Origin of the sequence: Cytobacillus oceanisediminis (assembly GCF_022811925.1) — a bacterium.
Lineage (GTDB): Bacteria > Bacillota > Bacilli > Bacillales > Cytobacillaceae > Cytobacillus > Cytobacillus oceanisediminis_D.
Map to the genome: position 1 here is coordinate 2188131 of NZ_CP065511.1, position 12425 is coordinate 2200555.

General features: G+C 40.6%; 11 protein-coding genes. 8 read left to right on the forward strand and 3 right to left on the reverse strand.

Annotated features, from left to right (window positions below; translation table 11 throughout):
- Positions 1-5 precede the first annotated feature (5 nt).
- Positions 6-1091: an Ldh family oxidoreductase gene (locus tag IRB79_RS11180; RefSeq protein WP_243508485.1), complete on the forward strand. Its 1086-nt coding sequence runs from the start codon at positions 6-8 to the stop codon at positions 1089-1091.
- 66 nt (positions 1092-1157) lie between these two features.
- On the opposite strand, the gene IRB79_RS11185 is transcribed toward IRB79_RS11180, so the two are convergent.
- Both IRB79_RS11185 and IRB79_RS11190 read right to left on the reverse strand, forming a co-directional pair.
- Positions 1158-1853 carry a FadR/GntR family transcriptional regulator gene (locus IRB79_RS11185; RefSeq protein ID WP_243508486.1) on the reverse strand — a complete coding sequence of 232 codons (696 nt, stop codon included), beginning with the start codon at positions 1851-1853 and terminating at the stop codon, positions 1158-1160.
- A gap of 159 nt (positions 1854-2012) precedes the next feature.
- Positions 2013-3077 carry a YeiH family protein gene (locus IRB79_RS11190; protein WP_243508487.1) on the reverse strand — a complete coding sequence of 355 codons (1065 nt, stop codon included), beginning with the start codon at positions 3075-3077 and terminating at the stop codon, positions 2013-2015.
- A 418-nt stretch (positions 3078-3495) separates the two neighbouring features.
- On the opposite strand from IRB79_RS11190, the gene IRB79_RS11195 reads away from it, so the two are divergent.
- From IRB79_RS11195 to IRB79_RS11205, 3 genes are read left to right on the forward strand one after another with little or no spacing between them, the layout of a single operon-like run.
- Positions 3496-4491, forward strand: coding sequence for a TRAP transporter substrate-binding protein (locus IRB79_RS11195; RefSeq protein WP_243508488.1), 996 nt, complete (start codon positions 3496-3498; stop codon positions 4489-4491).
- 19 nt (positions 4492-4510) lie between these two features.
- On the forward strand, positions 4511-5083 hold the full coding sequence (locus tag IRB79_RS11200) for a TRAP transporter small permease (RefSeq protein WP_243508489.1): 573 nt from the start codon (positions 4511-4513) through the stop codon (positions 5081-5083).
- A gap of 19 nt (positions 5084-5102) precedes the next feature.
- Positions 5103-6383 carry a TRAP transporter large permease gene (locus tag IRB79_RS11205; protein ID WP_243508490.1) on the forward strand — a complete coding sequence of 427 codons (1281 nt, stop codon included), beginning with the start codon at positions 5103-5105 and terminating at the stop codon, positions 6381-6383.
- A gap of 18 nt (positions 6384-6401) precedes the next feature.
- Here the strand turns inward: IRB79_RS11205 and IRB79_RS11210 are convergent, their stop codons facing one another.
- Positions 6402-7019, reverse strand: a complete 618-nt coding sequence (locus tag IRB79_RS11210) for a trimeric intracellular cation channel family protein (protein ID WP_243508491.1) — start codon at positions 7017-7019, stop codon at positions 6402-6404.
- A gap of 219 nt (positions 7020-7238) precedes the next feature.
- Between IRB79_RS11210 and hflX the strand changes: the two genes are divergently transcribed.
- The 4 genes from hflX (at position 7239) to glnA (ending at position 11833) form a co-directional block, all read left to right on the forward strand.
- Positions 7239-8513 (forward strand): GTPase HflX, encoded by a 1275-nt coding sequence (hflX, locus tag IRB79_RS11215; RefSeq protein WP_431833417.1) that lies wholly within the window; start codon positions 7239-7241, stop codon positions 8511-8513.
- Between the two features lie 13 nt (positions 8514-8526).
- Positions 8527-9798 (forward strand): methionine gamma-lyase family protein, encoded by a 1272-nt coding sequence (locus tag IRB79_RS11220; protein ID WP_243508493.1) that lies wholly within the window; start codon positions 8527-8529, stop codon positions 9796-9798.
- A 188-nt stretch (positions 9799-9986) separates the two neighbouring features.
- Positions 9987-10394, forward strand: coding sequence for a MerR family transcriptional regulator (locus IRB79_RS11225; protein ID WP_279401056.1), 408 nt, complete (start codon positions 9987-9989; stop codon positions 10392-10394).
- Positions 10395-10498: 104 nt separating this feature from the next.
- On the forward strand, positions 10499-11833 hold the full coding sequence (glnA, locus tag IRB79_RS11230) for a type I glutamate--ammonia ligase (protein ID WP_035330680.1): 1335 nt from the start codon (positions 10499-10501) through the stop codon (positions 11831-11833).
- Positions 11834-12425 lie beyond the last annotated feature (592 nt).

Below are 12425 nucleotides of genomic sequence, written 5' to 3' on the forward strand. Positions count from 1 at the left end.
TAGACATGAACACATATAATGAATTGGATCTAAAGGAATTCTGTGAAAAAGTTCTTGAAAAAATGGGAATGCGCAAAGATTATTCGGAAGTTGTCGCGGATTCACTGGTAAAAGCAAACTTAGAAGGCACGGATAGCCACGGGATCAGCAGACTCCCCATATATGCCAAACGATTCATGGATAAAAGAATAAATGTGAATCCGGATATTAAAGTCACTAAAAAAGCTCCATCCGTGCTGCAGATTGATGGAGATAATGGCCTGGGCCATATAGTAAGCTGGAAGGCAATTAAAGAAGGCATTGAAACGGCAAAAGAAAATGGCACTGCAGCAATCGCAATTCGTAATAGCAATCATTTTGGGACTGCTTCTTATTTTTGCCAGATGGCATGCGAGCAGAATCTCGCATGCATAGGCTTTACTAATTCCCCGCCAGGCATTGCACCCTGGGGAGGGAGGGAAGCTTTCTTTGGCACAAATCCTATCGCGTTTGGCTTTCCAACTGGAAATGATCAGCCTGTAATCATTGATTTATCAACCAGTATAGTGGCTAGAGGGAAAATCATATTGGCCGCTAAACAGGGGACTGAAATACCGGATGACTGGGCAATAGATGAAAATGGATATCCCACCAAAGATCCTGCAGCTGCTTTAAATGGGTCTGTATTACCGCTTGGAGGAGCAAAAGGAGCTGCACTTGCGCTTGCGGTTGAGATATTAACTGGAGTGCTTTCAGGAGCGGCATTTGGCCCTCATGTGAAAAATCTATATGATGATGGTGAAACAGAGAATGCAAATGTTGGACATTTCTTTTTGTTATTAGATATTGAGAAATTTATGGATTTATCACTTTTCTTTACTTCCATTCAACACCTGCTGCAGGAAATGAAGGAAGTTCCTAAGAAACCAGACATAAGCGAAATACGCTATCCTGGAGAAAGAAGAAAAAGAGAAAGTGACGGCAGGTTATTAACAGGAATTGAATTATCAGGCAATGTTGAACAGGAATTAAAAGAATTGGGTGAGAAATTCAATATCCATTTTCCTGAGGCGATGTCACTTGATCATTCCAGTAAAAGTCTTTCTCTTTAAAAAAAGCTGTATGGTGATTATTGCCCCATCCAATTGGATGAGGTATATAACACCATGACAGCTTTTTTAGCTGGATAATGTATTTTGTGAAATCGAGCATTCAACACTTTCTATATGGTCTTTCATACGTTCCTGGGCTAACTCAATGTTGTTCTGCTTTATTGCCTCAAGAATCCTTTCGTGCTCTTGAACAGATTTTAACGCGCGGCCCGGAATGTTAATTGATTTTGTACGTGACTCGGACAGCAGATCGATTAGAAAGTGCATAATCCTTACTAGCACAACATTATTTGAATGATCTGCAAGAGTCATATGAAATTTATGATCTAATTCAGCAAGACGGTCAAAATTTTGGTCACCACTTACACTTTCATTTGCTTCCTTAAGGATTTGATCTAATTGCTGAATAAGATCCGGGCTTGAATTCTCTATGGACCATTTTACTGTCCAATCTTCAAGAATCTTTCTGACGGAGAAGAAATCCTTAAATTGATCTGAGGATACAAAAAACGCTTCAGTCATTTTTTGTATCTGCTGCTCTGGAGAAGCTACAAAGACCCCTGTTCCGTGTTTGGCGGTTAAATACCCATATGCTTCTAGAATCTTATAGGCTTCCCTTACTGTATTTCTGCTGACAGAAAGTTCCATTCCCATTTCTCTTTCGCCAGGGATTTTTTCACCTGCTCTATATACGCCATTATGGATTTTTTTCTTTATACTATCGGCTACCTGCTCCGAAATTCCTTTTCTATTAATGTCCAAATTTACCCCTCCAACCAAAATTTACTGATGGGCATTCTTTTATAGGCAAAATGGTTCAATGGCCCAACCTATTTTATTAAATCATTAACGGGTCAAGTTATCAACACCCCTGTCATAATTTTCTCAAAAAGGAAAATAGAGCTGCCTTCATAGGCAGCTTTAAATAAAATGAACGATTAAAAATCCCAATGCTGCTAAGGCGGCAGCTCCGAAAGTTCCAGTAAAAATCACCTTGCTGTTTAACTTTTTAAATTCACTATAGTTAACTCCTAAACCTAAACCTGCCATGGCCATAGATAATAAGAAAATACTTAGTGCAATCAGCATTTGAGTCATCCTATCAGATAGTATACCAGCAGTATTAACCAGGCACATAAACAGAAAGCCGAAGATGAACCAGGGGATCGGCAAATCTCTGAGTCTTGTTTTCTGTTTCTTTAAGCTGTTCTTATTAAATATCATTCCAAGTATAATCGCTGCGGGAATTAATAATGCTACACGTCCCAGTTTTACTAGAATTGCAGTATCACTGCTCACATCTCCTCCTGGAGCAGAAGCTGCAATGACATGAGCAAGCTCATGCAAAGTTGCTCCAGTTAATACACCATAATCACGGGGGCTTAAATCCAGCACAGGAAACATAAAGGTATAAATAATTGTCACTATGGTGCCCATAATGGCAATAAAAGCTACGGAGATAGCAGTCAATTCATTCTTAGCCCTGATTAGGGGGGCAACAGCAACTATGGCAGCGGCTCCGCATATCGCAGTACCGACTGCAATCAGTGTGGATAAATGGCGGTCAATCGAGAGAAGTTTGCCGATATACATCATAAGGACAATCGTGAAAACGATTACAATAATATCGGCAATAATAATAGAAAAACCAGCTGCAAAGATTTGTTCAACATTGAGTCTTAATCCCATCAGAATAATCCCTGCACGAAGAAGAGTCTTGCTGCTGAATGTAATCCCGGCAGATGCATCGGCTGGCACATCCATTATTCCTTTCCAGCTCATGCCAAGCAGTATGGAAATAATCATAATTCCCATTACTGAAAAAACAGGCAATTTCGCTATTGAACCAGCTAACACAGCAAGGATTAAAGTAAGGAGGACTCCTTTTAACCAGCCCTTTTGAAGCTTTAAGGTTTTTATTTTTTTTCTTGCGTGAAGGGGTACTGTTTCTGCTTTATGCAGTTTTGTTGCTCCAGCATTGCTCAATCTTCTGCCTCCTTTTTTATGGAATTGGCCCGGTGGTCAGGAGACCCAACCAATATAATTTAATTTAAGCATTTTTAAAAAGGGTTATCAAGAAAAATATAAAAAATAAATAAAAAAATTTGGAAAGTATTGATTTTTTAGAAAATTATAAATAGAATATGGATAGTGGTTGGGTGACTGTACCATAACTTAAGTGATCTCCTTGAAAAAAGTCATTCCATGAAAAAAGATTTTAATAGATCTGCAGGAAAGTGAATAAAAAGGAGGAATTTTAATGGGAAAATTAATTTAGTCTAATCAATTAACAATATTAACAACTTATTTATGTAGACTTGGCGGCGGTAAATCTAAGGAATCGTAGCAGTTTTTCAATCATGTATTTGTAAGGGCTTACAATAAAGTGCGGGAGGCGAATTATATGAGGGCGTATCTGTCCATATTATCAATCCTATTTTTATTATTTGTGAGCGGCTGCTCCAGCAATGTTAATGGCAAAGAGCCGGAAGCAGAATATGTTTTGAGACTGGGTCATCTTCAAACGGAAACTCATCCTTACCACAAAGGGGCATTGAAGTTTAAAGAGCTGGTGGAAGAAAAATCTAACGGGCGGATAAGAATCGATATATTTCCAAGCAGCCAATTAGGAAATGGAAGAGACCAAATAGAAGGAGCGCAAATTGGCTCCATCCATTTTCATATTGGGTCAGTAGCACCAGTAACCAATTTCGCACCTAAATTTAATTTACTTAATCTTCCATATTTATTTGAAAGCCGGGAGCATGCTTTTCGGGTCCTGGATGGGGAGATAGGCAAAGAGATAGCTTCTGATTTAGAGAACAGGGGCCTTATAAACCTCGGCTATATGGAGAATGGCTGGAGGCATATGACAAATAATAAGAAACCCATTAAGACAAGTTCCGATGCAGCGAAATTAAAATTAAGGGTCCAGGAGTCGCCTCCATACATCTCATTCATCAAAGCTCTTGGCTCAACTCCTGTTCCTGTTCCGTTCGGTGAACTATATACTGCTTTGGAACAAAAAGTGGTCGACGGCCAGGAAAATCCGCTTGCGCAAATCTATTTAAATAAATTTCAAGAGGTGCAGAGCTATTTGACATTAACTGCCCATAACTATGATGCCGCTGTTTTTCTTATGAGTAAAACAACATATGACACATTGCCTGAAGAACTTCAAAAGGCAGTATCTGAAGCCTCTGCAGAAGCAGTTGATTATGAACGCAAAGTTGCATTGGAGGATGAGAAAAAACTGCTGGAGGACCTTAAAAAGACGGAGATAGAAATTGAAGAAAATCCAGATTTGGATTCATTTAGAGAAGCAGTAAAGCAAGTTTATGAGGAATATGAAGAAACTTTAGGAAAAGAGCTGTTTGATAAGATAGAAAGCTTAAAATAAATGGCGGGGGTGTAGAAAAATGAGTGACTTTTTCGGGAAATTAAGTGACAAAGCGGATAAGATATCGAGGAATATTGTTATCTTATTTTTTGTCATTGCCTTTATCTCCACAGTGTATCAGGTATTTTCAAGATACGTCCTGCAAAGTGCGATTGCAAAAAATATACTCCCTTTTGTAGACTTCAGTATTTTCAACTTAACCTGGATTGAAGAGCTTATCAGGTACATGTTTGTATGGATCGTTTTCTTAGGGATCGGAATCGTATATAAAAGCAAAGGGCATGCCCAAGTAGAAATTCTCCATCATTATTTATCTGAAAAATGGAAAAGTAAAGTCATGCTGCTGGTTGAATTTATTAACAGTGCACTTTTTCTGTTTCTCATTATTTATGGATCAAGAATATTAAAATTCTCCATTCAGCAAATTTCTCCCTCGCTTGGACTGAATATGACTTTTATTTACGGAGCAGTCCTAGTCAGTTCAATTGTCTGTTTTGTTCACTCATCGGTTAATATTTTGGAGCTGCGCACTGCAAAAAGGGATGAAAAAGTGGTCGTTCAAGTAGAATCCCAAAATACAAATATGGGTTAGTTGAAAGGGAGGGAATCTGATGACGGTAGCAATAATAGTATTGGCTGTATTGTTTTTATTAATGATTCTGGGTGTGCCAATTGCGATATCATTAATTATAGCTTCCATTTCCGGATTTATATCCAGCATATATTATATTCCTCTTGAAGTGGTTCCACAGCGTTTAATTACATCAGTTGATTCGTTTCCACTGCTGGCGATTCCTTTCTTCATGCTTACAGGGGAATTTATGATGTCAGGGAGCATGGGTAAAAGAATAGCAGCATTTGCTTTTGCCGCAGTGGGCTGGGTAAGGGCAGGTCTTGCCCAGGTTTCAACCTTAACAAGTATGTTTTTTGCCGGGATATCCGGTTCAGGTGCTGCAGATACCGCTGCTGTAGGTAAAATGATGATACCAATGATGGAGTCAAAGGGATATGATAAAGGGTTTGCAGCTGCCACTGTTGCTAGTGCGGGTACAATAGCTGTAGTTATACCTCCATCTATTCCCATGATTGTATACGGTGTAACTGCAGGAGTTTCCATAGGGGACCTGTTCACAGCAGGCATCATACCAGGGATATTAATAGGCTTGTCTTTAATGATGTTAAACTACTGGTTAACCAGAAAAAACAATTATTCTGAGGAAAAAAGGACATTCGAATTAACAACATTCCGGAAAACTTTTTTTGAAGGAATATTGGCTTTGCTTTTGCCGTTAATCATTATTTTCGGTATCAGGGGAGGGATCTTTACTCCTACTGAAGCCGGTGCAGTAGCAGCTGCATATGCTTTTATCATTAATAAGTTTGTTTATAAAGATATGGATTGGAAGGATATACCCGAAGCGTTTATAAACGCTGGAAAAATGTCTGCGATGGTTGTCTTTATTATAGCCGGGGCAAATTTATTCGGATGGTTATTAACGGCTGAACAAATTCCGCAGCAGCTTGCACAGCTTGTAATGAACGCAACAGAAAATAAATATCTGATACTATTTATCTTCAATATTATCTTCTTTATTGCAGGGTGCTTCCTGAACGCATCAGCAGCGATTACGATCCTAACGCCCTTGCTTCTCCCGATTGCTCTCGGAGCAGGCATTGACCCAGTCTTCTTCGGATTAATCATGGTTGTTAACTTATCAATCGGTTTAATTACTCCTCCAGTTGGATTGGATTTGTTTATAGTGAAGGGAATAGCTGATGTTTCCTACGATAAATTAATCAAGGCTGTAATTCCTTTTATTGCAGTAATGGTTTTTGATTTATTTATTATTACTTATTTCCCTGCGATATCAATGTTTTTAACAACCCTATAAATATTTAAAAAGCATCGGCTATCCGATGCTTTTACTTGTTCCCAGCCTCTTAACCGGAAGCTTCCAATTATATGTGTAAGATAAAACCCGCAAAGCGGTAATAATGATAAACAAAGTGTAAAGTTCAAACGGTGCTGAGGCGATTCCGAGTCCGACTCCAAAACCGCAAAGGATAGCCCAGACCGCATAGATTTCAGACCGCAATACAAGCGGTTTTCTTCTTGCAAGCAGGTCACGTATGATGCCGCCGCCGCTTCCAGTCAATACAGCAGCCACAATTACGGCGCTTAAAGGATGGTTCATTTCCGTTGCGTACAGTGCTCCTTGTATGGCAAAGGCGGATAATCCGATTGCGTCAGTGAAATTGCCCCATTTTTGCCAGTGTTTAAGCAGGTTGTTCGGGAACAGCATTACTGCTGTGATGGATAAAAGGGCAATCTGAAAAAATAAACCCTGTTCCCAAAGGGCAGAGACAGGAACACCTATCAGAAGGTTTCGGATGGCCCCGCCGCCAAAAGCGGTAACAATCCCAAGGATGTATACTCCTAAAATATCATATTCTTCTTCCATCGCCACGATTGCACCGCTGACAGCGAAAGCAACAGTGCCGATCATACTTAAAACTTCCCATGTCATATGCCATTTCTCCTCTTGATGCAAATCTATATATCTATTTAAGTTTAAGTTAATTAAAACGTAAATTCTTTCCAAACAATATGATTTTAACACGGAAAAAAAGAAATACAACCATTTTTTTAATCATTTCAAATGGACGTTGCAAAAGCCTGTGATTAGCGGTAAAAATTAGTAATTGAATATATTTTTTGTTATGATGTTATCAATTAAAATAAGCATATGAAAGAGGGATGCTGGTTGGACCATAAGCCAGATTATGAAAAAGTCATTCTTGTTGGCTGCCATACTGATGAAGATGACCAGCGGTTTGAATATTCAATGGAAGAATTGGAATCGCTGACTGAAACCGCAAACGGAAAAGTTTTAGCTTCGGTTACACAAAAAAGGGAACGGGTTCATCCGTCTACATATATAGGAAAAGGGAAAGTGGAGGAACTGGCTGCGCTTCAGGAAGAAATGGAAGCAGATATTATCATTTTTAACGATGAGCTTTCACCTAGCCAGGTTCGCAACTTATCTGCAGATTTGGATGCCAGGGTCATTGACCGCACACAGCTGATTTTAGATATCTTTGCGCAGAGGGCGCGCTCTAAAGAAGGGAAACTACAGGTCGAATTGGCTCAGCTGCAGTATTTGCTGCCGCGCCTGTCAGGCCAGGGTGTCCAGCTTTCAAGGCTTGGCGGGGGAATTGGCACAAGGGGACCGGGTGAGACCAAGCTTGAATCAGACCGCCGCCATATCCGCCGCCGCATTGATGATATTAAGGCCCAGCTTTCCGTCATTGTGCAGCACCGTGACAGATATCGTGAACGAAGGAAGAAAAACAAAGCATTTCAAATCGCGCTTGTCGGCTATACGAATGCAGGGAAATCCACCATTTTTAACAGGCTGTCTGAAGCGGACTCCTATGAAGAAAACCAGTTGTTTGCCACACTTGACCCGATGACCCGCAAGCTGATTTTGCCAAGCGGATTTATTACACTTGTGACTGATACAGTCGGATTTATTCAGGATTTGCCGACTACGCTTATTGCAGCCTTCCGTTCCACTCTGGAAGAAGTAAAGGAAGCAGATCTTCTTCTTCATGTGGTCGACATGTCCAATCCGGATTATTACCAGCATGAGCAGACAGTCAATAAACTGATAGAAGATTTGGAAAATGATAAAATACCGCAGCTGACGGTATATAATAAGAGAGATTTAAGGCATCCTGATTTTGTCCCGACCGCCAGAACAGAAACCATTCAGATCAGTGCCTTTAAAGAAGATGACCGCAATGAGCTGAAACGGAAAATCGAGCAGATGATCCTGGGAATGATGAAGCATTATCATGTGGAGGTGCCCTCGACAGAAGGAAAACTGCTGTCACAGCTCAAGAACGAAACCATCCTGAGGGAATTGACTTTCAATGAAGACAAAGAACTCTACGTATGTAAAGGCTATTTCCTCGAGGATCATCAGATTTCAGGGCCATTAACGAAATATACCGTATAGTTAGGAGAACATCATGTTTCAACAGTTATCACAAGGGGAGAAGCTCCAGCCAGTTGTAAAAGAAGTGGAGCAGCAGATTTCAGAAGTTTTATCGAACATTGATGAGCGGATTGATGAGAATCAATTCCGTGTTTTAAAAAGTTTTCAAAATTTTAAAGTCAGCGATTCGCATTTTATTCCTTCAACCGGCTATGGTTACGATGATATCGGCCGGGATACGCTGGAGAAAATATATGCAGAAGTTTTCGGCGGGGAAGCAGGATTGGTCCGCCCTCAGATTATCTCAGGCACGCATGCCATTTCCATTGCACTCTTTGGCGTACTGCGTCCTGGTGATGAATTGCTCTACATCACCGGCAAGCCGTATGACACACTGGAAGAAATCGTTGGAATCCGGGGAACTGGAAACGGCTCGCTGAAAGAGTTCGGGATTGGATACAATAGCATCCCGCTGAATGAAGATGGAAGCATCGATTATCCTGCAGTTGAGAAAGCAATCAGGCCGAACACGAGAATGATTGGCATTCAGCGTTCCAAAGGGTATGCGACAAGACCATCTTTTACGATTGAACAAATTCAAGAAATGATCCAGTTTGTAAAAGAAATTAAGCCGGATGCGATTGTTTTTGTTGACAATTGCTATGGAGAATTTGTTGAAGACCGCGAACCTTGCCATGTTGGGGCAGACTTGATGGCCGGGTCGCTTATTAAGAATCCCGGCGGGGGGATTGCTAAGACAGGCGGTTATATTGTCGGTAAGAAGGAGTGGGTGGAAGCCTGCTCCTACCGAATGACTTCACCGGGAATTGGTGCAGAAGCGGGTGCGTCCCTGTACAGCCTTCAGGAAATGTATCAGGGCTTTTTCCTGGCTCCCCATGTTGTCGGGCAGGCTTTGAAAGGGGCTGTTTTTACAGCAGCACTGCTTGAGCGGCTTGGTATGAACTCCAATCCAAAGTGGGACAGTAAAAGAACCGATTTAATCCAATCTGTTCAATTTGATGATAAAGAAAAAATGGTGGCGTTTTGCCAGGCAATTCAATTTGCATCTCCTGTTAATTCACATGTAACTGCCTACCCTGCTTATATGCCAGGATATGAAGACGATGTTATCATGGCAGCGGGTACTTTTATTCAGGGTGCAAGCATTGAACTGACGGCTGATGGCCCCATCAGGCCACCTTATGTTGCTTATGTTCAGGGCGGGCTGACTTATTCACATGTGAAAATGGCTGTATGCATCGCGCTGAACCAATTGCTGGAAAAAGGTTTAGTCCAAATAAATTAGGTAAATATAAAGAAGGACAGCTACATAGTTAGTTGTCCTTTTCTGTTGCTTTACTGAGAATTATATGAAAATATGAAAGGCAAAAATTTTTTGAAAAAATCATGTTATAAAAGCTAACATATTGTTGACAGATTATCTGACATTACATATAATAAACTCAAGAAGTAATTGAAAAGGGGGAGAAATAGTTGACTGGAAGCGAAATTCGACGTTCCATGCCGCTTTTCCCAATTGGTACTGTCATGCAGCTGACTGACCTGACCGCCAGGCAGATTCGCTACTATGAAGAGCACCAATTAATTTCTCCAGCTAGAACTGACGGAAATAGAAGGCTTTTTTCCTTAAACGACATCGATGTCCTTCTGGAAATTAAAGATTTGATTGATCAAGGCGTGAACATGGCTGGGATCAAGCAGCTATTTCTCGTAAAGGAACAGCAAGCGATAACTGAAAACATGAACAAGCAAGCAGAAAAAGCGAGACGCGATCTATCAGATGAAGAAATCCGGAAACTCCTTCGCAAGGAAATTGTGCAGGCGGGCCGATTTAATCGTTCATCAATGCGTCAGGGCAACATGCACCGCTTTTTCCATTAAAAAAAGCCGTTTTTAAGCTCGTTGATATTGTCTTGGATTTCTGAGCGCACATTAACAGAGCAAAAAAATAAATCACTCATGTAAATTTAAGGGAGGAACTACCAGTGGCAAAGTTTACTAAAGAAGATATTAAGCGTATTGCAGAAGAGGAAAATGTAAAATTCGTCCGTTTACAGTTTACGGATATTCTTGGAACTATCAAGAACGTGGAAATTCCGATCAGCCAGCTTGAAAAAGCCCTTGATAACAAAATGATGTTTGATGGATCTTCAATCGAAGGTTTTGTACGTATTGAAGAATCAGATATGAATCTTTATCCAGACCTTGATACTTGGGTGGTATTCCCTTGGACAGCAGAAAAAGGGAAAGTCGCACGCCTTATCTGTGACATCTACAATCCAGATGGAACTCCATTCCTTGGTGATCCCCGCAGCAACTTAAGACGAATCTTACAAGAGATGGAAGAATTAGGATACTCTGATTTCAACTTAGGGCCTGAGCCGGAATTCTTCTTATTCAAGCTTGACCAGGCTGGTGAGCCGACTCTTGAATTGAACGATAATGGCGGATACTTCGACCTTGCGCCAACTGATCTTGGAGAAAACTGCCGCCGTGATATCGTGCTTGAGCTTGAAGAAATGGGCTTTGAAATTGAAGCATCCCACCATGAGGTTGCACCTGGACAGCACGAAATCGATTTCAAATATGCGGATGCATTAACAGCTTGTGACCAAATCCAGACGTTCAAGCTTGTTGTTAAAACAATTGCCCGCAAGCACGGCCTGCATGCGACATTCATGCCAAAACCGTTGTTCGGTGTTAACGGATCAGGTATGCACTGTAACGTTTCATTATTCAAGGATGGCAAAAATGCATTCTTCAACGAAACAGGCGATCTTCAATTAAGTGAGGATGCTCGTCACTTTATAGCAGGAATCATCAACCATGCGACAGCATTCACTGCAGTAACAAATCCAATCGTTAACTCTTATAAGCGTTTGGTGCCTGGTTATGAAGCACCTTGTTATGTTGCTTGGTCAGCGCAAAACCGTTCACCGCTAATCCGTATCCCGGCTTCCCGCGGTGTAAGTACACGTGTTGAAGTAAGAAGTGTAGACCCTGCTGCAAACCCATACCTTGCAATGGCTGTGCTTCTAAAAGCTGGACTTGACGGAATCAAGAACAAATTGACTCCTCCGGCACCAGTAGACCGCAACATCTATGTAATGAACAAGCAGGAACGTGAAGAAGAAGGCATCAAGGATCTTCCGGCTACATTAGCAGCTGCACTTGATGAGCTTAAGAAAGATGAAGTTATCGTATCCGCTCTTGGCGAACATATCTTTGAACACTTCATTGAAGCGAAAGAAATTGAGTGGGATATGTTCCGTACGCAAGTGCATCCATGGGAGCGCGAGCAGTACTTGAGCATGTACTAAGAAATAAACCCCTTGACACTATTGGTGTTGAGGGTTTTTTTGTTTTCGTGCAGAAATTTTTTAAAAGTTATGTTCTTTGCTTTGCCCGAAAAAATGCCCGATTTTAAAGCTAAAAAAAAATTCAAGGACATTATTTAGGGGCACGATTAAAACGATAAAAGGTATCATCATTGCCCCAAACCTACAAAATTTAATTTTTTCCTTTTTAAGTTAACCTGCCCCTATGGTTGAATAAAAAGAACGGCTTAAAATGGCAGCCGTTCTTTAAGTAATGCACCCATTTGTTTAAGTAGAAATCTTCACAATTTTTTCTTTACCTAACAATATCTAATCTCTTAAATGTGTTGGGCCATTACAAAAAGACGCCCTCTTATTAAAGAAAAGCGCCCGATTGTGGAATAATAAGAATCGCGAAAGAGCTGCAAAATAGCACCTTAGCCCATTCATATAGTTTCTCGGAAATTAAATTTCCATTTTAGCTCTATTCTTTGGACTAGAGTTTTTTATTATTTCAGACCAAATGAATATTTACGAAAAACTTCTCCCACTTGCAAAACAAAAATTCCACTAACAGCAAAGTAAGTTTTTTAAA